The following is a 20944-nucleotide window of genomic DNA, read 5'->3' as shown; positions in this document are numbered from 1 at the left end:
CAGCGGCCCGCATCAGGGCGGGTCAGCCGCGGCGGGGTGACGCGGAGGGAGCCGGTGCAGCTCCACGTCCGTCAGTCGACCGTCGGTCACGGTCGCGGTCATGTAGGTGCAGTGCGGCTGGCGGCGGCGGTCGGTCGGGGAACCCGGATTGAGCAGGCGCAGGCCGGTGGGGGCCGTGGTGTCCCAAGGGATGTGACTGTGGCCGAACACCAGCACGTCGAGGTCGGGAAAGCGGGCGGCGCACCGCGCCTCGCGGCCCTGGGCGGGCCCGGTCTCGTGGACCACGCCGAAGCGCAGGCCGCCCAGCTCGACGTACGCCACCTCGGGGAGCCGGGCGCGCAGGTCCGGTCCGTCGTTGTTGCCGTGCACCCCGACGAGCCGGGCGCTGAGGCGCTCCAGCAGGTCGAGCGTGGCCGTGTCGACCCAGTCCCCGGCGTGGAACACCACGTCGGCCCGTGGCAGCTCGGCGAGCAGGCCCTCGGGCAGCACCTTGGCACGCTTGGGCAGGTGCGTGTCGGACATCAGCAGCAGGCGCACGCCGTCAGGCTACCGGTGTGGAGGATCTTCCGGCCGGTTCTCGATCCGGGGCAGTGCTTCATGCAGGGCGGTGCGCCAGTCCCGCGGTGCCGGGAGGCCGAGCCGCTGCCGGCGGCCGTGCGCGAGGACGCTGTACGCGGGGCGGGGCGCGGGCCGGGGGAAGGCGTCGCTGGTGACGGGGCGCACCCGGTCGGGGTCGGCGCCGAGCTGGGCGAACACCTCGCGGGCCAGGTCGTACCAGGTCGCCTCGCCGGCGTTGGTGGCGTGGAGCACGCCGGTGGCGTCGCGGCCGACGCGGGGGCCGAGGTCGGCGATCGTCGAGGCGACGTCGGCGCTCCAGGTGGGCCGGCCGCGCTGGTCGTCGACGACGTCGACGGTGTCCCGGCCCGCCGCCCGCTCGATCATCGTCCGGACGAAACTGCGGCCGTGGACGCCGTAGAGCCAGGCGGTGCGCACGACGGCGCTCGCGGCGGGGAGTTCGTCCAGTACGGCCCGCTCGCCGGCGAGTTTGGTGCGGCCGTAGGCGGTGCGCGGGGCGGGGCGATGGTTCTCCGGGTAGGGGGCGTCGGCGTCGCCCGCGAAGACGTACTCGGTGGAGATCTGGATCAGGCGGGCCTCGTATGTGACGCAGGTGTGCGCCAGGAGGCCGGGGCCGTCGCCGTTGACGCGCAGGGCCCGGCTCTCGTCCTGCTCGGCGTCGTCGACGGCCGTGTACGCGGCGCAGTTGACGACGATCTCGGGGCGGTACGCGGCGAAGGCGCGGTCGACGGAGTCCGGGCTGGTGACGTCGAGGGTGGCATGAGTGAGGCCGGCCACCTGCTCACCGCGGGCGCGTAGTTCGTGGACCACGTCGTGGCCGAGCATGCCGCCCGCGCCGGTGACCAGCCACCTCATCCCTGCTCCCCGTCGACGCGCCGCTTGAGTGGTTCCCACCAGTCGCGGTGGTCGCGGTACCAGGCGACGGTGGCGGCGAGGCCGGCGGCGAAGTCGTGGCGGGGCCGGTAGCCGAGCCGGGTGCGGGCCTTGGTCCAGTCGACGGAGTAGCGCAGGTCGTGGCCCTTGCGGTCCTCGACGTGCCGCACCCGGTCGGGCTCGGCGCCGCAGGCCTTCAGCAGCAGGGCGGTGAGGTCCCTGTTGCTCAGCTCGGTGCCGCCGCCGATGTTGTAGACCTCGCCGGGGCGGCCGTGGGTGCGGACGAGGTCGACGCCGTGGCAGTGGTCCTCGACGTGCAGCCAGTCGCGGACGTTGAGGCCCTCGCCGTACAGAGGGACCTGCCGGCCGTCGAGGAGGTTGGTGACGAACAACGGGATGACCTTCTCCGGGAACTGGTGCGGGCCGTAGTTGTTGGAGCAGCGGGTGACGCGGACGTCGAGGCCGTGGGTGCGGTGGTAGGCGAGGGCGAGCAGGTCGGCGGAGGCCTTGGAGGCGGCGTACGGCGAGCTGGGCCGCAGCGGTGCCTCCTCGGTGGCCGAACCTGACTCGACGGAGCCGTAGACCTCGTCGGTCGATATGTGGACGAAGGGCGCGACACGGTGGCGCAGAGCCGCGTCCAGCAGGGTCTGGGTGCCTACGACGTTGGTGAGGACGAAGTCTCCGGCGCCGGTGATCGAGCGGTCCACGTGGGACTCGGCGGCGAAGTGCACCACCTGGTCGGCCTCAGCCGTCAGCTTGTCGACGAGTCCGGCGTCGCAGATGTCGCCGTGCACGAAGTGCAGCCGGGGGTGGCCGAGTTCGAGGTTGTCGAGGGAGCCGGCGTAGGTGAGCTTGTCCAGCACGGTGATCCGGGGTGCATCGGGAGCGTCCGGCGCGTCGCGGGCGAGCAGGGTGCGCACGTAGGTCGAGCCGATGAAGCCGGCGGCGCCGGTGACGAGGAGGTTCATGGGTGGATCTGCACCTTGCTGTGGTCGCCGAGGAGGAGTCGGTGGGCGCTGGGGACGTTGGGCGTGTCGGCCGATGAGCGAGGACTCCAACTCGCTGTCGGTGATACGGCAGTTCTCGTCGACGTCGCCGTCGATGCGGCGCGTGAGGCATGGACGCCGACCAGGGCGAGGGCGCGCTCCTCGAATTCGGCGACGCCGAAGGAGCGGGGGTCCTGGACGTGGCCGGTGATTCCGCCGGCGATGAAGTCGTCGCCGAGGTACATCACGCTCATCGGTTCACCTTAGCCCCGATTCCGCCTATTTGACGGTTCGGGATCGGCTTGTTCGCCGCTGCTGCGCGGCCGGCCGTTCACCGAGATGCGGCCTCACCCGCGTCGGAATCCGGCCTCATCCGCTGAGCGGAATCTCGCTCCACACCTGTTTTCCGCCACTGACAGGCACCGTTCCCCACTCCGCGGCCATGGCCTCGACGAGGAGGATGCCGCGGCCGCCGGTGGCCTCCCAGCTGATGCCGGCCGGCTTGACCGGCGTGCGGGGCGAGGAGTCGGCGACGGCGACGCGCAGCCGGTGGTGGACGAGGGTGAGGTCGAGGCGGACCCGGCCGTCGGTGTGCACGAGGGCGTTGGTGACGAGTTCGGAGACGACGAGCAGGACGGCGTCGGCGTCCGGCGGCGTGACACCCCAGGTACGCAGGGTGCGCCGAGTGAAGCGGCGGGCGTGACCGACGGCCTCGGGGACGCGCCAGACCGTCCAGCTCTCGCGGAGCGGGCGTACGGCCATGCCGTCGTAGCGCATCAGGAGCAGGGCGATGTCGTCGCTGCGGCGCGCGCCGACGAGCAGGGCGTCGGCGACGAGGCCGAGGTGGGCGGGGTCGGAGCGGGCGAGGTCGTGGGCGAACCGGTCCATGCCGGTGTCGATGTCGGCGTCGGTCGACTCGACGAGGCCGTCGGTGGTGAGGGCGAGGACGGTGCCGGGCCTGAGGCCGAGCGGGCTCATCGGGAAGTCGGCCTGCCGCAGCACGCCGAGCGGCGGGCCGCCCTCAGCCTCGGCGATCTCGGTGCTGCCGTCCGGGTGCCGCAGCACGGGTGGGGGATGGCCGGCGCGCACGGCCCAGGCGGTGCCCTCCTCCAGGTCGACGTCGACGTAGCAGCAGGTGGCGAAGAGGTCGGTCTCCATGTCCATGAGGAGGCGGTTGGCGTGGTGGACGACGACATCCGGGGGGTGCCCTTCGGCGGCGTAGGCGCGCAGCGCGGTGCGCATCTGGCCCATGAGGGTGGCGGCGGCCGCGCTGTGGCCCTGGACGTCGCCGATGACGAGGGCCACGTGGTGGTCGGGCAGCGGGATCACGTCGTACCAGTCGCCGCCGACCTCAAGTCCGGCCGTGGTCGGCAGATAGCGGGCGACGGCTTCCGCGCCGGGCAGCCGGGGCAGGCGGCGCGGCAGCAGCTGGCGCTGGAGCATGCCGACGAGTTCGTGCTCGGCGTCGAAGGCCTGGGCGCGCGAGAGGGCCTGTCCCGCGAGACCGGCGGAGGCGGTGAGCAGGGCGCGCTCGTCGGGCCCGAAGTCGTGCGGGGTGTCCCAGCCGATCAGACAGGCGCCGGCCATGCGGCCTCCCGCGGGCAGCGGCAGGACGGCGAGGCCACCGGGGCCGACATCGGCGAGGGCGGGTTCCAGCGGGGTGCCTGCGGGCCAGATCTGGGCGCGGCCCTCGCGCAGGGCGGCGCCGAGGGTGGGCATGGCGCGTACCGGCGCGTCCGGCCATTCGGTGCGCCACTCCAGGCGCCACAGCTCCGGCCAGGACTCGGGTTCGGGCGGGTCGAGGACGGTGACGACGAGGCGGTCGTTCTCCAGCTCGGCGAGGGCGATGCGGTCGGCGCGCAGCGGCGCCCGCAGGGCGGTGACCACGGCGTGGCTGACGTCGCGGACGGTGCCGGCGGTTGCGAGAGCGGCGGCGAGGCGCTGGACGCGGGCCACGTCGGTGATCTCGGCGCGCAGGGTGGAGGCGTCGGCGACGGTGCCGACGAGACGGGCGGGCAGGCCCTCGCCGCCGGGCAGGAGGCGGCCGCGCAGCCGGAGCCACTTGGGCGGGCCGGCCGGTTGCAGGACCCGGAACTCCAGCTCACGGTCGCCGAGCGACATGTGGTCGGCCTCGACGACGGACATCAGCGACGGCAGGTCCTCCGGGACGGTCCGGCCCAGCAGGGTCTCGACCTTGCCGTCGAAGTCGTCGGGGCCGAGGCCGAACAGCGTCAGGATGTCGTCGCCGACGTCGACGCGGCCGGTGTCCATGGCGAGGCTGAACGCGTTGGCCGGCGGCTCGCCCCCGTCCGCGGCCGCGGGCCGGGTGGGGAGGGCGACTGCCTCGGCGATCAGCTCCAGGCACGCGCGGTCGTCGGCGTCGAAACCGCCCGGGCGCTCGCTCACGGCCAGCAGGCTGCCGCCGTCGCCGCCGTCGTGGGTGGGCAGGGCGGCCACGAAGAAGTCCCGGGCAGGTGCCCGTCGGGACTCCGCGCCGGCGGCGAGTTCCGCCGGGCCGAGCCACACCGGGCGGCCGGTGCGCAGGGCGTCGGCCGTCGCGGACCGGCCGGAACGCGGGTAGCTGTCACGCAGCCCGTAGAGGGTCCGCGGTACTCCGGCGGACTCGACCAGGCACAGCAGGTCCTCGTCCTCGCCGGGCGCGTACACGGCGGCGAGCGTGGCTCCGCTGAAGACGAGCGCCTGTTCCAGCACCCGGCGCAGCCGCTGTGGCGAGTCGGGGTCGGCGGCGACCGTCTTGAGGGCCACTTCGGCACGCAGGGGCCGCGTTCCGCGTTCCGCAGCGCCCTCACCGACCACGTCCGCCATTACAGCGCTTATGAGACACCTGCGCAGCCCCTGTGACCGTTCCGTGGAGCGGCGAGCAGTGTGCTGCTCGAAAGGCACCGAACATGTCTTGACTCATGCGTATCGCACGGTGATCTCGTGACAGGCGTGACTGTCCGTGTCCACCGCATCGCTGGAAGTCTCTGTGCCGAGCCAGCGGAGGGGGACGAATGGACAGGCGCTACGAGGTGTACGCGCTCGCCGACCCGCACTTCTACGAGACGCCGGACCGGCTGTCCGCCGACGGGTGGGGAACGGGACGCCTGTACGAGACGGCGCGGCGCGAGGTGCCCGAGGGCTGGCGGGCGGCGCGGATCGGCGACTGGCTGACGCTGACGCCGGCCGGCCCGGACGGCGCCCCGTCGCCCGGTCCGGCTCAGGGCTGGAAGATCCATGTCTCGGCCACCCTGGCGAACGCGGAGAAGATCGCGCGGATCGTGTGGGACTACTGCGTGCCGCGGGCCGTTCCGTTCAAGTTCGTGCCCGGCCCCCAACTGCTGCACCTGCGCAACGCCAAGTACGCGGGCCGCGACGCCAGCGGCAAGTTCGTCACCGTCTACCCGGCCGACGAGGAGCAGCTCCACCTGGTGCTGCGCGAGCTGGGCCGGCTGCTGGAGGGGTTCGAGGGGCCGTACATCCTCACCGATCTGCGCTGGGACGAGGGCCCGCTGTACGTCCGCTACGGTGCGTTCGCCCGCCTCTTCGTCGTCGACGAGCGCGGTTCGCTGGTGCCGGCGGTGCGGGACGGCGCGGGGCAGCTGGTGCCGGACCTGCGGACGCCGTCCTTCCAGGTCCCGGAGTGGGTGACGCTGCCCGCGTTCCTCGCGCCGCAGCTGGCGGCGCGCAACTCCACGACGGTCGGCGAGCTGCCGTACCGCATCGAGAAGGCGTTGCACTTCTCCAACGGCGGCGGGGTGTACGCGGGCACCGACACCCGGGACGGGCGCAAGGTGGTCCTGAAGGAGGGCCGGCCGCACGCGGGGCTCGCCGCGGACGGCGCGGACGCCGTGGCCCGGCTCGAGCGGGAGCGGCCCGCGCTGGAGCGGCTGGCGGGGACCGGTGTGGTGCCCGAGGTGCGCGACTGGTTCCGGCTCGGCGACCACAGCTTCCTGGTCATGGACTTCATCGAGGGGCGCCCCCTCAACTCCTTCTTCGCCGAACGGCACCCGCTGATCGGCCCCGACCCCGATCCGTGCGCCGTGGCCGACTACACGGCTTGGGCGCTGCGCATCCACCGGGCCGTCGAGCGTGCCGTGGAGACGGTGCACGCGCGCGGGATCGTCTTCAACGACCTGCACGTCTTCAACATCATGGTCGCCCCCGACGACGAGTCGGTGTTCCTGCTCGACTTCGAGGCGGCGGCCCCGGTCGGCGAGAGGGGCCGTCAGGTCGTCGCCCACCCAGGCTTCCTGGCGCCGGCCGACCGCAGGGGCGTGGACGTCGACCGCTATGCGCTGGCCTGTCTGCGGCTGGCGATGTTCCTTCCCGTCACCTCCCTGTTCGTGGTGGACCGCGGCAAGGCGGCGCATCTGGCGGACGTGATCGCGGGTCTCTTCCCTGATGTACCGAGGCAGTTCCTGGACGAGGCGGTCGCCGAGATCTGCCGGTCCCCGCGCACCGCAGCGGCCCAGGTGGACGGGGCCGCGGAGCCCCGGGGAGCGGCGGCCCGTTCGGGCTCGGCGTCGTTCGTGGAGCCCGGCGACTGGCCCTACAGCCGCGACTCGATGGTGAAGGCGCTGCTCGCCTCGGCCACCCCGGAACGCGCGGACCGGCTCTTTCCCGGTGACGTCGCCCAGTTCTCCGACGGCGGCGGGCTGGGCCTGGCGCACGGCGCGGCCGGCGTGCTGTACGCCCTGGCCGCGACCGGCGCCGAGCGCTACGACGAGGGAGAGCGCTGGCTGCTCGACCGCACCGACCCGCCGCCGATCGGCAGCGCGCTGGGCCTGTACGACGGACTCGCCGGCGTGGCCCACGTCCTGGACCTGCTCGGCCACCGCCGGCGCGCCCTGGACCTCGTCGACACGATCCTCGCCGAGCGGTGGCAGCGTCTGTCCTCCGACCTGCGCGGCGGGCTGGCCGGAGTGGGGCTCGTCCTGGGCGGTCTGGCGGACGCCACCGGTGAGCCGGAGCTGCGCGAGCGGGCGGCGGAGGCCGCGGACATCCTCGTGGACCGTCTCACGGCCCCGCCCCCGTCCGGGCCCCGACCGCGCGCCGGGCTGATGCGAGGGGCGAGCGGTCCCGCGCTGTTCCTGCTCCGGCAGTACGAACGGACCGGCGACCGCCGGCTGCTGGACGCCGCGGGCGAGGCGCTGCGCCGGGACCTGGCGTGCTGCGTGGAGCAGAAGGGCGGCTCGCTGGAGGTCGACGAGGGCTGGCGGACGATGCCGTATCTGGGCGACGGAAGCGTGGGCGTGGGGATGGTCCTCGACGACTACCTCACGCACGCGGGTGACGCCGTCGGCGCCTTCGAGCAGGCCCGCTCCGGGATTCTCACCGCGGCCGGCTCCCGCTTCTACGCCCAGCCCGGCCTCTTCCAGGGACGCGCCGGGATGATCCTTCACCTCAGCCGCACCACGGCGCCGGACGCGAGCGGCGACCGGCTGGCCGGGCAGGTCGCCGGGCTCGGCTGGTACGCGATGTCCTACCAGGGCCAACTGGCCTTCCCCGGGCACCAGATGATGCGGCTCTCCATGGACCTCGGCACCGGGACGGCCGGATGCCTGCTCGCGCTCGGAGCGGCCCTCGCCGCCGACGCGGGCGGCGCGGCCCCGGCGCACCTGCCCTTCCTCCCGCCGCCACGGCGGCCCCGAGAACGCGGCTTCGCAGTCTGACGGAGTCGTGACACAACCCGTCCCCACGGAATGAGAGGACAACGAGATGGCACTGCTCGACCTGCAGACGATGGAGACCGAGGAGCACACCGGCGGCGGCAGCGTCGCGAGCCTGCTGCTGTGCGCCAGCCAGGCCAGCATCTCGCTCTGTCTCTGACGGACCGAGTGCACTCGCGGCCCCGGGCAGTCCCTCCCCGCACGGGAGGGGGCCCGGGGCCCTTGCCCGGAGGAGGGAGCGGGGCCGCGGCCGTATGACGACGCCGACTGCTGACAACGACACCTCCCGAGCACTGCTGCGCGCGGCCACCCGGCACAGCGCGGGCCGTACCGCGGCCCTGTGCCTGGTGAGCACGGCCGCGACCGGCGCGGGGCTGCTGCTGCCCGCCGCGCTCGGCCGAACCCTGGACCTCCTGCTGGCGCGGGCCCCGGCCACGGGCTGGGTGTGGTGCTGTGCCGGGCTCACTCTGCTGCTCGTCCTGCTCGACGGCTGCCAGAGCGTTCTGGTCGGCACCGTCGACGCCCGGACGACGGCATGGCTGCGCGAGCGGCTGACCCGGCACGTGCTGGCGGTGGGCCCGGCGGTCACGGCCCGTTTCCGGGCCGGCGACCTGGTCGCACGGCTCGTCGGCAACGCAGCGCAAGCTGGCACGGCCCCGGCCGCCCGTGCCGCGCTGCTCGCCGCGCTCGCCGGACCGGTCGGGGGCATCGTCGCCCTGGGCCTGATCGACGTACGGCTCGCTGTCGTGTTCCTCGCCGGGGCGCCGGTACTGGCCGCCCTGCTGCGGGTCTTCGCCCGCGACACCTCCCGGTGCGTGACGCGGTACCAGCAGGAACAGGGCACGATCGCGGCCGCGCTCGCCGAGGCCGTCGACGGCCACCGCACCATCCGCGCGGCCGGTACGGCCGACCGGGAGACGACGAGGATCCTCCGGCCGCTGCCCCGGCTCTCCCGCGCGGGGCACCGTATGTGGCAGGTGCAGGGCCGGGCCGCGGCCCGGGCGGTCGCCGTGGCCCCGCTGCTGCAACTGGGTGTGCTCGCCGTGGCGGGAGTCCTGCTCGCCCGGCACCGGCTGTCCGTCGGCGAGGTGCTCGCCGCGTCCCGCTACGCCGTGCTGGCGACCGGCGTCGGCATGCTGGTCGCCCAGCTCGCGGGCGTGGCCCGGGCCCGCGCGGCGGCCGGACGGCTCGGCGAGATCGCCTCCGCCCCCGCCCCCGCCCACGGCCGCCGGCGGCTGCCGCCCGGCCCCGGCCGGCTGGAGCTGCGCGGCGTGACCGCCCGGCGCGGGAGTCACACCGTGCTGGCCGGGATCGACCTGGTCGTCCCCGGCGGCACCACCCTCGCCGTGGTCGGCCGCTCCGGCGCGGGCAAGTCGCTGCTCGCCGCGCTCGCCGGGCGGCTGGCCGACCCGGACGACGGCGAGGTCCTGCTCGACGGCGTCCCGCTGAGCGATCTGACCCACGACGACCTGCGCCGCGCGATCGCCTACGCCTTCGAACGCCCCGCCCTGCTGGGCGGCACCGTCGAGGAGGCGATCGGGCTCGGACTTGCGGCCCCCTCCCCCACGGCCGTCCGGGAGGCCGCCCGCACGGCCGACGCGGACGACTTCGTACGCCGCCTGCCGCACGGTTACGCCACCGCCCTGGCCGACGCCCCGCGCTCCGGCGGCGAGTCCCAACGGCTCGGACTCGCCCGGGCGTTCGCCCACGGCGGCCGTCTGCTGATCCTCGACGACGCGCTGTCCAGCCTCGACACGGTGACCGAGGCCCGTATCACCGCGGCGCTGGCCGGCGGTGCCACGTCCGCCACCCGTCTCCTGGTCGCCCACCGGGCGGCCACGGCGGCCCGCGCCGACGCGGTGGCCTGGCTGGACGGCGGGAGGGTGCGCGCGGTGGGGCGGCACGAGGAGCTGTGGGGGACGGCGGAGTACCGGGAGACGTTCACAGGAACGGCCGATACCGCCTCGACGGAAGAGGCGTGCCCATGAGCGGCGGGACGGATACGGCGGACCGGCTGGGCCGGCGCGGGCTGCGCTTCCTGCGGTCCCGGTGGCCCGTTCTCGTGCGGCTCGGCTTCTGGTCCGTGCTGGAGACGGGGCAGAGCTTCCTCATCGGGTACGCCCCGGCCCGCGCCCTGGACGACGGGTTCCTCCAGGGCCGGACGCAGGTCGGGCTCGGCTGGCTCGCGGTCGCCGGTCTCGGGGTCGTCCTCGGCGCGTACGGCACGGCTCGGGTGTACGCGGCCGTCGCGGCGCTCGTCGAACCGCTCAGGGACCGGCTCGTGACGCGGGTGGTCGAGCGGGGGGTGCGAGAGGCGGACCGGGGGGCGCTGTCCGGGCTCACCCAGCAGGTGGAGATCGCTCGGGACACCTTCGCGGGGCTGGTGATGGTGTCGCGGTCGTTCGTGTTCACCGCGGTCGGCGCGCTGGCCGGCCTGTTCTCGCTCGCCCCGCTGCTGCTGCTCGTCGTCCTGCCCCCGCTGGCCGCCGGGGTGGGCCTGTTCACGGCGACGCTACGCCCGCTGGCCCGCCGACAGCAGGCGTTCCTGGTGGCCGACGAGGCGCTGGCGGACCGGCTGGGAACCATCTGCCCGGGCTTACGGGACATCACCGCATCCGGCGCGGAGGACCGGCTGGCCGCCGACACCGGGGGCCTGGTGGACGCCGAACTGCGGGCCGCCCGCTCCCTGGCCCGCTTCGGCGTGCTGCGCGTGGCCGCCCTCGCCCTGGGCGGGCACCTCCCGATCGTGTTGCTCCTCGCGACCGCGCCCTGGCTGCTCCGCCAGGGCGTGACCCCGGGCGCCCTCCTCGGCGCCCTCGCCTACGTCACCCAGTCCCTGCTCCCCGCTCTGCACAACCTGGTCCACGGCCTGGGCACGAGCGGCTCCCGCCTGGCGGTGGTGCTGCGACGGCTGGCGCCGACGGGGGCCACCGGGGGCGGTGTCGACTCCGGCCCGGCAACGCCGTCGAGGGGCGCGGGGCTGCACTTGAATGTGCGGCTCCGCCGCGCGGGTGCGACCGGCCACGACGGCGAGGCACCCGCCGAACGACACATCGCGGCGCCCCCCGCAGAGCGGCGCGCCCTCACCCTCTCCTCCGTCACCTTCGCCTACGGCCCCACCGCGGCCCCCGTGATCGAGGATCTCGACCTCACCCTCCCGTCCGGCGCCCACCTCGCCGTCGTAGGACCGAGCGGCATCGGCAAGTCCACGCTCACCACACTCATCGCCGGTCTGCTGGAGCCCCGCTCCGGCACGATCCGCGTACACGGAAACCCCGCACCCACACCGCGGGCGCGCGCGAGTCGGGTGCTCATCCCGCAGGAGGCCTACGTGTTCACCGGCAGCCTCGCCGAGAACCTCGCCCATCTGCGACCGGACCCCGTTCCCGAGGCGGAGATGCTCGCGTCCGCCGAGGCGGTGGGCCTGGCGCCGTTGCTCGACGCGCTGGGCGGACTCGGAGGCCGGGTGGATCCCACGGCGCTGTCCGCGGGTGAGCGGCAGCTGATCGCGCTGGCCCGGGCCCATCTGTCGCACGCCCCGCTCGCGCTGCTCGACGAGGCCACCTGTCACCTCGATCCGCAGGCCGAGGCCCGCGCGGAGCGCGCTTTCGCGAGCCGCCCCGGCGGCACCCTGGTCGTCGTCGCCCACCGGGTCAGCTCGGCCCGCCGCGCCGACCGGGTGCTGATGATGGACGGTCGCGACACGGCGTACGGGACGCATGACGAGCTCGTGCGGTGCTCGGCGCGCTATCGCGAGCTCGTCGGCGGCTGGACACCCGTGCCCGGGACGCCGTCACAGCCAGCCCTCGCCCTGGGAGATCCGGATCGCGTCGACGCGGTTGCGGGCCCCGGTCTTGCGGGTGATGGCCGCCATGTAGTTGCGCACGGTCCCGTGGGACAGGTGCAGGCTGCCCGCGATCTCCGCGACGGACGCCCCCTCCGCCGCGAGGGATAACACGCTGAGCTCACGCCGGGTCAGCGGCATCTCGGCGGCCTTGAGGAAGGCGAAGCCGAGCGAGTCGTCGACGAAACGTTCCCCCTCGGCCACCCGCCGGATGCCGCGCACCAGACGGTCGGGTGAACCCTCCTTGTCGACGTAGCCGAGCGCACCGGCCTCCAGGGCCCGCTTGAGCAGCCCCGGCCGGTTCACACTGGCCAGCACCAGAAGATGCGGGGGCGTGCGACCCGTGTCCCGCACGCGCAGGTCGGCGAGCGGCGGGATGCCGTACGCGTCCGAGCAGTCCAGATCCACCGCGCAGACGTCCGGTCGCACGGACCGCACCCGGGCGGGCGCGCCGCGCCAGGGGGCGTCGTACACCTCCAGGTCGGATTCCCGGTGCAGCCACTCGGCCAGCACCGACCTCACCAGAGACGTGTCATGCACCACAAGGACCCGGATCACTGCTCCCCCTCCAGCCCGCCGTTCGTCACTTCCATGGTCTTGAGCGCGTGCCCCATTGTTGGCGTCCGTGACCGTCTGCGGGCGCGAAGAACCGGCCATCAGGGTGCGCGGGGGCGCACTGAGGCGCCCGTACGCCGTGGTCGCGCATCGACTGCGGGGGCATGAGCGCGCGGTCAGGGGGTACGGGCGTCCCCTCACGGCGGCGGGTGTGAGCGGTCGGTCCCGGTCCCGCTCGCCGTGCGCGAGCAGCCCCGAGGGGGGAGATTTGAGCCCTGGGACCTGTCGCGCGGCCCAGCGGAGGAGGTGGTCGGCGTGTCCGACGGGCAGACGTCCGCCCAGGCGCCGGCGGCCGCGCGGACGCGGGTGGGCCGACCGCTGCTGTCGCTGGCACTGGCCTCGATGATGGAGGAGGTGGACGCGCACTCCGGTGCCGTGTATCTGCTGGCCGCCGACGAACCCGTGCTGGAGATGGCGGTCATGGCGGGCCTGCCCCGGGCGTTCGCGGCGCCGTGGGAGCGGGTCGGGCTGAGCGCGCCGATCCCGGTCGCGGAGGCGGTGCGTGAGCGCCGGCTCGTCTGGGTCGGGGGCGAGGAGGACATGGCGGCCCGGTATCCGCGGATCGCCCTCGTTCTGCCCTACCCGTTCGCGCTGGCGGCACTGCCGGTGGCCACCGAGTCGAACGCCTACGGCGCGATCTTCGTGACCTGGCCCGGCGCACACCCCCCGGAGCTGTCGGACCGGGAGCGGGACCATCTGAACGCCGCCTGCCGACGGCTGGCCGTACGGCTGGAACGTGCCATGGCGCAGAGCCGTCCACCGCTGCCGGAGCCCGATCTGGTCGCCGGGCCGGCGTTCAGCGGCGCGGCCGGCACGCTCGGCACGGTGGAGGCGGCGCGGATGGTGTCGCGGCTGCCGTACGGGCTGTGCTCGCTCGATCTGCACGGCCGGATCAGCTTCGCCAACCCCGCGGCGGCCGAGCTGATCGGCGTGCCGGTCAACCGGCTGCTCGGCAACCAGCTGTGGGCGTCGGTGCCCTGGCTCAACGACCCGGTGTACGAGGACCGGTACCGGGCCGCGCTGATGAGCCAGCACACCACCTCCTTCGTGGCGTTGCGCCCGCCCGGGGACTGGCTGTCGTTCCGTATGTATCCGAGCACGACCGGTCTGAGCGTGCGGATCAGCCGGGCCCGCGCGGTGGCGGAGATGGGGCGCAGCGGGCCGCGGCCCGACGACCCGCCGGGCCGGTTGGTGACCATCTCCCAGGTGCTGAGCCTGGCCGGCGCGCTCACCGAGGCGGCGGGTGTGCAGGACGTGGTGCAGCTGGTCGCGGACGAGATCGTCCCGGCTGTCGGCAGCCAGGGCCTCGTCGTCCTGGGATCGCGGGCGGGCCGTCTGCATGTGCTGGGCCACCGCGGCTATCCGGATCCGCAGATCGTGGAACGGTTCGACGGGCTGCCGCTGACCGAGCAGACCCCGGGGGCCCATGCCCTGACCACCGGGGTCCCGGCGTTCTTCGACTCGCAGCAGCAGCTGGAGCGGCTGTACCCGGTGCGGTACTCGACGCCCGACGGCTTCGCGGCCTGGGCGTATCTGCCGCTGATCGCCTCGGGGCGACCGGTGGGCACCTGCGTCCTCGCCTACGCCGAGCCGCATCAGTTCCCGGCGGACGAGCGTGCGGTGCTGACCAGTCTCGGCGGGCTGATCGCGCAGGCGCTGGAGCGGGCCCAGCTCTACGACGCCAAGCACCAGTTGGCGCACGGACTGCAGGCCGCCCTGCTCCCCCACTCGCTGCCGCCGCTGGCCGGCATCGAGGCGGCCGCACGCTATCTGCCCGCCACCCAGGGCATGGAGATCGGCGGCGACTTCTACGACCTGGTGCCGACGGAGGAGGGTCTGACGGCGGCCGTGATCGGGGACGTCCAGGGACACAACGTGACCGCGGCGGGCCTGATGGGTCAGATCCGCACGGCGGTGCGGGCGTACACGACCGTGGGCCAGGCACCCGAGGACGTCATGCGCAGCACCAACCGGCTGCTGCTCGACCTGGGCTCCGACCTGTTCGCCAGCTGTTTGTATCTGCGACTCGATCCGGCGCGCGGGAGGGCGGTGATGGCTCGTGCCGGGCATCCGCCACCCCTGCTGAGACGGCCGGACGGGCGGGTGCGGGTGCTCGACCTCGCGGGCGGTCCGCTGCTGGGCATCGACGGCTCGCCCACGTATCCGACGACGGAGGTCGAACTCGCGCCGGGCTGTGTGCTCGTCCTCTACACCGACGGGCTGATCGAGTCCCCGGGCGTCGACATCGAGGACGCGCTCGCCGACCTCGGCCAGTTGCTCACCGAGGCCGGGGAACGTCCGTTGGACGAGCTGGCCGATCTGCTCGTCGAGCACAGCGCGGCACAGCGGGAGCGGGTGGACGACGTGGCGCTGTTGCTGTTGCGGGCGCGGGACTGACGGCCCGGGGGACGAAACGTGGTCCGACCCTCCCGCCGGAGGGCCGGACCACGTTTGTCGCTACGGATCACCGGGATCCGCGTGCCGGTGTCGGGGCGTCAGTTCCCGACGCCGTTGCCGACGATCTCACCGAGGCCGTTGCCCGTGCCGTCGGCGTTGCCGCCGCCGACCTCTTCACCGGCTCCGGCTTCCTGACCGGCTCCAGCTTCCTGACCGGCTCCAGCTTCCTCACCGGCGCCCGCCTCTTCACCAGCACCGGCTTCCTGACCGGCACCCGCTTCCTCGCCCGCACCGGCTTCCTGACCGGCACCCGCTTCCTCGCCCGCACCGGCCTCTTCACCCGCACCGGCTTCCTCACCGGCACCGGCCCCTTCACCGGCACCCGCGCCACCGCCGGCGGCGTCGCCGAGGGTCGCGCCGACCGCCTGCAGGGCAGTGGTCACCGGCTGGAAGAAGGTCTCGCCGCCGACCGTGCAGTCACCGCTGCCGCCCGAGGTGAGGCCGATGGCCTGGCCGTCCTGGGTGAACAGGGAGCCACCGCTGTCGCCGGGCTCGGCGCAGACGTTCGTCTGGATGAGGCCGGTGACGGTGCCCTCCGGGTAGTTCACGGTGGCATCGAGCCCCGTGACCTGACCGTCGTTCAGTCCTGTGGTGCTGCCCATCCGGAAGACCTGGAGGCCGACCTCGGCGTCCGCGGCCTGGCTGATGGCGAGGGTCTGGTCGCCGAGGTTGACCTCGCTCGGTGCCTCGGTCGCCGGGTCGTCGTACTTGACCAGGGCGAAGTCGCCGTCGCCGGGGAAGGTGGACTGGTCGACGGTGGCGATCGGCTGGCCGCCCTCGGTGTCCGACCACTCGTTGCCGCCGAGCGTGCAGTGACCGGCCGTCAGGAAGGCCGGGGTGCCGTCGCCGGCGGTGACGTTGAAGCCCGCGGAGCAGCGTGAGGCGCCGGCGAAGATGGCGTCGCCGCCGGAGAGGAACGTCTTGAAGGTGCCGGCCGACTTCTTGATGGTCGCCATGCCGGAGCCGAGGCTGTCGACGGTCGACTCCAGCTGGTCCCAGTTGTCGCCGGTGACGGTGGAGTCGGCGGTGACGAGGATCTTGTTCGTTCTGGGGTCGACCGACCAGGCCGTGCCCGGGATGGTCGCCTCGGACTTCAGGGTCCGCGCGCCGGACGCGAGCTCGGTCAGGCTGTTCTCGACCTCGCGGACCTTCGCGCCGGCCTTCTTCGCTTGGACGATCACGTTGTTGTTGTCGCCGGGGATGACGTTGACCACGAGCTGCTGGCTCTCGGAGTCGTAGTACGAACCGGCGAAGGCGTCGCCGAGCAGTCCCGCGAGCTGCGAGGCGAGATCCGACGCGTCCGCCGCCTTCAGGGTTTTGGCGGTTGCGGCGTCGTCCGCCGCGCCGTCCTGTGACGCGTTGGCGTTCGGCAGCAGGATCGCGGCCGCTCCGAGCGCCACCACGCCGCCCGCGGCTATCGCGGCCTTGCGCTTCGGAATTCGCTTGTGACTCAAACTTCTCGACCTCCTGGGGGACGGGGTCTGTGCCGCCGTCTCTGCGGCAGCTGTTCGGGGCGCCTGGTTGGCAGTTGGTACGCACGGGTCCCACGGTGCGTTCAATTCCGTTTGCGCGCGCCTTGCTCGAAACACCGAATCGGCCAAGGACCGCGCCTGCGGTTCCGGCGGCGGGAACAATCCCCCATATGACGATGACGACCGCCGAAGCCGACAAGATCCTCTCCGCCAACTTCGCCCCCTGGGTCCTCGCCCTCGGCCTGTCCGTCGAGGCGGTGGAGGACCGGCGCGCGATCCTGCGACTGCCCTGGTCGGACGGGCTGGCCCGGGAGGGCGGCGCCCTGTCGGGCCAGGCCTTGATGGCGGCCGCCGACACCGCCACCGTGATCGCCGTGTCGGCGGCGCGCGGGGCGTACGGGCCGATGACGACGGTGCAGCAGTCCACGTCGTTCCAGCGCGCGGTGCTCGGTTCGGATGTCCTGATCGAGGCGGTCGTCACCAAGCTGGGCCGCCGTATGGCGTTCGCCGACATCGCGATGACCGATGAGAGCTCGGGCGAGATCTCCGCCCGTGCGAGCACGGTGTACGCGCTTCTGGGCTGACACGATCTGCCACTGATCAGTAACGGTCGGTTGAGAATCCCGAGCGGAATCCAGGCTTCAGGGAATCTGCACATTCAATACTCAACGAAGTCACCGTGGACGGAGGTTCTGCACAAGGGAGCTACCGGTGGTCACCCCCTTGAGGCGGGAGTGTCGGATTCGCCACCGCATCGCCCCGAGGCCCGCCCGGCGGAGGCAACAGCCCGTCCGAGCCGATGCTGTGACGCATGTGAAGAAGTCGCCGACGAGACGTGCACGCGTCTGCACGGATCGCCGCGGCTGAGTCGAAAGTGCCCTGGTGAGCCCAGAGTTTGATTGGAAGCCCGTACCCGCAGCGTGCTTTGATCCATCGCACCGCAGGGGCCGTCGACGGCTTCCGGAAACGGGCGCCGGGTGCCTGCGGTCGCGGCCGTCATCTGTCCCCAGAGGGGGCCGCTCCCCCTTGTGAGATATCCATTAGGAAGGGAAGTTCCATCATGAACTCCACCCCCCAGGTTGAGACCGTCGAGATCTCCGACGCCGAGCTCGACAACGTCTCCGGCGGCCTGCAGGTCAACGCCGTGAACGGTGCCCTCGACGCTGTCAACGGCATCGCCCCGGTCTCCGGCCTGGTCGACACGGTCGTCGGCACCGTGGAGGGTGTCACCGGCCTGAACACCGCCCCGGTCTCGGGCCTGGTCGCCGGTCTCTGATCGCACCTTTCGTCACCGCTGAGTCCCGGAACCCTTCCCCGGTTCCGGGGCTCTTCGGGTGCCTCGAAACAGACAGGCACCGCCCCGCACCACGACCGGCCCCCGCGCGCCGGTCTCCACTCATCCTCAGGTGAGGGAAGTTCCGTGCAGTTCCGCCAACAGGCCCTCGCCAAGCTCCAGTCACCGGAGGAGCTCGACCTTCCGGTGCGCTTCGCCCGCCCCCAGGGCTGGCTGGTGCTCTCCGTGACCGTGATCGTCATGGCCGCCGCCTCCGTGTGGGCGGTGACCGGTTCGGTCGCCTCGACGGTGAGCGCGCCCGCCGTCCTCACCCACGGCCAGGGCAGCTACATCCTCCAGAGCCCGGTCGCCGGCCAGGTCACCGCGGTCCTCGCCGAGCAGGGCCGGCGGCTCCCGGCGAACTCGCCCGTACTGAAGGTCCGTACGGCCAAGGGCGAGACGGTCGTGCGCACGGTCGCCGCGGGCCGCGTCACCGCGCTCGCCGCCACCATCGGCCAGATCATCTCCACCGGAGCGAACGTCGCCGCCGTCGAGAAGGTCGCCCACGCCGAGGACGCGCTGTACGCCACGGTCTACGTGCCCGCCGAGAACGCCGCCTCCATCCCCGACAAGGCCGCCGTCGACCTCACGGTCTCCTCCGTGCCCACCCAGGAGTACGGCGTCCTGCGCGGCCATGTGAAGTCGGTGGACCGCTCCGCGCAGTCGGCGCAGCAGATCGCCGCGTTCCTCGGGGACAACCAGCTGGGCGAACAGTTCACCAAGGACGGCAGGCCGGTGGCCGTACTGGTGAAGCTGGACAAGGAGTCGAGCACCAAGAGCGGCTACAAGTGGTCGTCCGCGGACGGGCCGCCGTTCTCGCTCACCTCCATGACCATGGCCGACGCCTCGATCCGGCTGGCCGACGAACGTCCCGTCGATTGGCTGCTGCCGTGAGCGCCGCACAGGAGACCCGCGGCAGCAGGCGCCGCGCCACCCCGCCGAAGCGCCCCGTGCCCAAGGGCCGGTCGAAGACAGTCCGCACGCCCACCGTGCTCCAGATGGAGGCCGTGGAGTGCGGCGCCGCCTCCCTCGCGATGGTGCTCGGCCACTACGGCCGTCACGTCCCGCTGGAGGAACTGCGCATCGCGTGCGGCGTCTCCCGTGACGGCTCGCGCGCCAGCAACCTGCTCAAGGCGGCCCGCAGCTACGGTCTGACGGCCAAGGGCATGCAGATGGACACGGCCGCCCTCGCCGAGGTGAAGACGCCGGCCGTCCTGTTCTGGGAGTTCAACCACTACGTCGTCTACGACGGCATGGGCCGCCGCTTCGGCCGCCGGGGTGTCTACATCAACGACCCCGCCAAGGGCCGTCGTTTCGTGCCCATGGAGGACTTCGACGGCAGCTTCACCGGTGTCGTGCTGGTGATGGAGCCCGGCGACGGCTTCAGCAAGGGCGGCCGCAAGCCGGGTGTGCTGGGCGCGATGCCGGCCCGGCTGCGCGGCACCGCGGGCACGATGCCCGCCGCCGTCCTGGCGAGCCTGCTCCTGGTGGTGGTCGGCGCGGCGGTGCCCGCGCTGAGCCGCACCTATATCGACATGTTCCTCATCGGCGGCCAGACCTCCCTGCTGGGTGTGCTGTTCGCGGCCATGGGGACCTGTGTCGCGCTCACCCTCGTGCTGACCTGGCTGCAACAGGCGAACCTGCTGCGCGGCCGCATCATCTCCTCCACCCTGTCCAGCGCCCGCTTCCTGCGGCATCTGCTGCGGCTGCCGGTGACGTTCTTCTCCCAGCGCAGCCCGGCCGACCTGGTGCAGCGCCTCCAGTCGAACGACGCGGTGTCCGAGACCCTGGCCCGCGACCTCGCGGCGGCGGGCGTGGACGCGGTGGTCGTCGTGCTCTACGCGATCCTCCTCTACACCTACGACCCGCAGCTGACGTTCGTGGGCATAGGCGTGGCCCTGCTCAACGTGGTCGCCATGCGCGTCGTCATCCGCCTGCGCGCCACCCGCACCGCCAAGCTGCGCGCGGACAGCGCCCGCCTCACCAACACCGCCTACACGGGCCTTCAGCTGATCGAGACGATGAAGGCGACCGGCGGCGAGGACGGCTACTTCCGCAAGTGGGCCGGACAGCACGCCACCACACTGGAGGAACAGCAGCGCCTCGGCGTGCCGAGCGCCTATCTGGGCGTGGTCGCGCCGACGCTCGCCACGCTCAACAGCGCGCTCATCCTCTGGATCGGCGGCATGCGCGCGGTCGAGGGCGGCATATCCGTCGGCCTGCTGGTCGCCTTCCAGGCCCTGGTCACCCGGTTCACCGCCCCGATCACCCGCCTGAACGGCGTCGCGGGCCGCATCCAGGACTTCGCCGCCGACGTGGCCCGGCTGAAGGACGTCGAGAACTTCGAGGCGGACCCGCTCTACGGCCGCCCCGGCACCGGCGACTCGACGCGCCGCCTCCACGGCCACGTCGAGCTCCAGAACATCACCTTCGGCTACAGCCCCCTCGACAAGCCCCTGCTGACCGGCTTCGACCTGACCGTCGGGCCCGGCCAGCAGGTCGCCCTGGTCGGCGGCTCCGGCAGCGGCAAGTCGACCGTCTCCCGGCTGATCTCGGGCCTGTACGCCCCCTGGGAGGGCGTCATCCGCATCGACGACCAGCGCATCGAGGACATCCCGCGCGGCGCGCTGGCCGCCTCCGTCTCCTTCGTCGACCAGGAGGTGTTCCTCTTCGAGGGCACCATCCGCGACAACGTGGCGCTCTGGGACCCGTCGATCCCGGACGACGCGGTGGTGGAAGCCCTGCGCGACGCGGCGCTCTACGACGTGGTGATGCGCCGCCCCGGCGGCATCCACAGCAAGGTCGAGCAGGACGGCCGCAACTTCTCCGGCGGGCAGCGCCAGCGTCTGGAGATCGCGCGGGCGCTGGTACGCCGCCCCAGCATCCTGGTCCTCGACGAGGTGACGAGCGCGCTGGACGCGGAGACCGAGCTGGTCGTGATGGACAACCTGCGCAAGCGCGGCTGTGCCTGTGTGGTGATCGCGCACCGGCTCAGCACCGTGCGCGACAGCGACGAGATCGTCGTACTCCAGCACGGCACGATCGTCGAACGCGGGCGGCACGAGGAACTCGTCGCGCGCGGCGGCGCGTACGCGGCGCTGGTCAAGGAGCGGTGA

At 73.1% G+C, this 20944-nt stretch carries 14 protein-coding genes and 2 pseudogenes; 9 read left to right on the top strand and 7 right to left on the bottom strand.

Annotation, left to right across the window (positions count from 1 at the left end; genetic code table 11):
• Positions 1-12: 12 nt before the first annotated feature.
• From ACZ4UU_RS27830 to ACZ4UU_RS27810, 5 genes and pseudogenes are all read right to left on the bottom strand, one after another.
• Positions 13-537, bottom strand: coding sequence for a metallophosphoesterase family protein (locus ACZ4UU_RS27830; RefSeq protein ID WP_471906092.1), 525 nt, complete (start codon positions 535-537; stop codon positions 13-15).
• A gap of 9 nt (positions 538-546) precedes the next feature.
• Positions 547-1431: a dTDP-4-dehydrorhamnose reductase gene (gene rfbD, locus ACZ4UU_RS27825; protein ID WP_471906091.1), complete on the bottom strand. Its 885-nt coding sequence runs from the start codon at positions 1429-1431 to the stop codon at positions 547-549.
• Positions 1428-2417, bottom strand: coding sequence for a dTDP-glucose 4,6-dehydratase (gene rfbB, locus ACZ4UU_RS27820; RefSeq protein ID WP_471906090.1), 990 nt, complete (start codon positions 2415-2417; stop codon positions 1428-1430). Before rfbB ends, rfbD begins: the two co-directional genes overlap by 4 nt.
• Positions 2414-2540, bottom strand: a pseudogene (locus ACZ4UU_RS27815) (glucose-1-phosphate thymidylyltransferase); the annotation flags it as partial. The gene rfbB and the pseudogene ACZ4UU_RS27815, both read right to left, overlap by 4 nt.
• A gap of 264 nt (positions 2541-2804) precedes the next feature.
• On the bottom strand, positions 2805-5261 hold the full coding sequence (locus ACZ4UU_RS27810; protein WP_471906089.1) for a SpoIIE family protein phosphatase: 2457 nt from the start codon (positions 5259-5261) through the stop codon (positions 2805-2807).
• A gap of 188 nt (positions 5262-5449) precedes the next feature.
• On the opposite strand from ACZ4UU_RS27810, the gene lanKC reads away from it, so the two are divergent.
• The 4 genes from lanKC (at position 5450) to ACZ4UU_RS27790 (ending at position 12062) form a co-directional block, all read left to right on the top strand.
• Complete coding sequence (lanKC, locus tag ACZ4UU_RS27805; protein WP_471906088.1) at positions 5450-8110, top strand: class III lanthionine synthetase LanKC; 2661 nt, start codon at positions 5450-5452, stop codon at positions 8108-8110.
• 46 nt (positions 8111-8156) lie between these two features.
• A complete protein-coding gene (locus tag ACZ4UU_RS27800) occupies positions 8157-8267 on the top strand; it encodes a SapB/AmfS family lanthipeptide (protein WP_217206794.1) in 111 nt (36 codons plus the stop codon).
• Between the two features lie 94 nt (positions 8268-8361).
• Positions 8362-10095 carry an ABC transporter ATP-binding protein gene (locus ACZ4UU_RS27795; protein ID WP_471906087.1) on the top strand — a complete coding sequence of 578 codons (1734 nt, stop codon included), beginning with the start codon at positions 8362-8364 and terminating at the stop codon, positions 10093-10095.
• On the top strand, positions 10092-12062 hold the full coding sequence (locus tag ACZ4UU_RS27790; protein WP_471906086.1) for an ATP-binding cassette domain-containing protein: 1971 nt from the start codon (positions 10092-10094) through the stop codon (positions 12060-12062). Before ACZ4UU_RS27795 ends, ACZ4UU_RS27790 begins: the two co-directional genes overlap by 4 nt.
• Here ACZ4UU_RS27790 and ACZ4UU_RS27785 read toward each other — a convergent pair.
• Positions 11985-12608, bottom strand: a pseudogene (locus ACZ4UU_RS27785) (LuxR C-terminal-related transcriptional regulator); the annotation flags it as partial. The gene ACZ4UU_RS27790 and the pseudogene ACZ4UU_RS27785 sit on opposite strands and share 78 nt — an antisense overlap.
• Positions 12609-12812: 204 nt before the next feature.
• On the opposite strand from ACZ4UU_RS27785, the gene ACZ4UU_RS27780 reads away from it, so the two are divergent.
• On the top strand, positions 12813-14963 hold the full coding sequence (locus tag ACZ4UU_RS27780) for a SpoIIE family protein phosphatase (RefSeq protein WP_471906085.1): 2151 nt from the start codon (positions 12813-12815) through the stop codon (positions 14961-14963).
• A gap of 98 nt (positions 14964-15061) precedes the next feature.
• Here ACZ4UU_RS27780 and ACZ4UU_RS27775 read toward each other — a convergent pair whose 3' ends face one another.
• The gene (locus ACZ4UU_RS27775; RefSeq protein WP_471906084.1) at positions 15062-16477 is read right to left on the bottom strand and encodes a S1 family peptidase; all 1416 of its coding nucleotides are present in this window, start codon (positions 16475-16477) and stop codon (positions 15062-15064) included.
• A gap of 188 nt (positions 16478-16665) precedes the next feature.
• Here ACZ4UU_RS27775 and ACZ4UU_RS27770 point away from each other — a divergent pair, with 188 nt between their 5' ends.
• The 4 genes from ACZ4UU_RS27770 to ACZ4UU_RS27755 all read left to right on the top strand — a co-directional run bounded on the left by ACZ4UU_RS27770 (position 16666) and on the right by ACZ4UU_RS27755 (position 20944).
• Complete coding sequence (locus tag ACZ4UU_RS27770; protein ID WP_471906083.1) at positions 16666-17079, top strand: PaaI family thioesterase; 414 nt, start codon at positions 16666-16668, stop codon at positions 17077-17079.
• A gap of 476 nt (positions 17080-17555) precedes the next feature.
• A complete protein-coding gene (locus ACZ4UU_RS27765; protein WP_383442906.1) occupies positions 17556-17771 on the top strand; it encodes a type A2 lantipeptide in 216 nt (71 codons plus the stop codon).
• A 144-nt stretch (positions 17772-17915) separates the two neighbouring features.
• The gene (locus ACZ4UU_RS27760) at positions 17916-18722 is read left to right on the top strand and encodes a hypothetical protein (protein ID WP_471906082.1); all 807 of its coding nucleotides are present in this window, start codon (positions 17916-17918) and stop codon (positions 18720-18722) included.
• Positions 18719-20944: an NHLP family bacteriocin export ABC transporter peptidase/permease/ATPase subunit gene (locus ACZ4UU_RS27755; protein WP_471906081.1), complete on the top strand. Its 2226-nt coding sequence runs from the start codon at positions 18719-18721 to the stop codon at positions 20942-20944. The genes ACZ4UU_RS27760 and ACZ4UU_RS27755 overlap by 4 nt, the downstream gene beginning before the upstream one ends.

The sequence above is a fragment of the Streptomyces sp. NPDC028907 genome (genome assembly GCF_055564995.1).
Note: the sequence above shows the minus strand (reverse complement) of the source record. Positions and strands in the feature narration are given on the sequence as shown.

Coding starts and splice junctions, on each gene's coding strand:
- ACZ4UU_RS27770 (WP_471906083.1), top strand. CDS start 16,666: ATGACGATGACGACCGCCGAAGCCGACAAGATCCTCTCCGCCAACTTC.
- rfbB (WP_471906090.1), bottom strand. CDS start 2,417: ATGAACCTCCTCGTCACCGGCGCCGCCGGCTTCATCGGCTCGACCTAC.
- ACZ4UU_RS27810 (WP_471906089.1), bottom strand. CDS start 5,261: ATGGCGGACGTGGTCGGTGAGGGCGCTGCGGAACGCGGAACGCGGCCC.
- ACZ4UU_RS27790 (WP_471906086.1), top strand. CDS start 10,092: ATGAGCGGCGGGACGGATACGGCGGACCGGCTGGGCCGGCGCGGGCTG.
- rfbD (WP_471906091.1), bottom strand. CDS start 1,431: ATGAGGTGGCTGGTCACCGGCGCGGGCGGCATGCTCGGCCACGACGTG.
- ACZ4UU_RS27765 (WP_383442906.1), top strand. CDS start 17,556: ATGAACTCCACCCCCCAGGTTGAGACCGTCGAGATCTCCGACGCCGAG.
- ACZ4UU_RS27800 (WP_217206794.1), top strand. CDS start 8,157: ATGGCACTGCTCGACCTGCAGACGATGGAGACCGAGGAGCACACCGGC.
- lanKC (WP_471906088.1), top strand. CDS start 5,450: ATGGACAGGCGCTACGAGGTGTACGCGCTCGCCGACCCGCACTTCTAC.
- ACZ4UU_RS27795 (WP_471906087.1), top strand. CDS start 8,362: ATGACGACGCCGACTGCTGACAACGACACCTCCCGAGCACTGCTGCGC.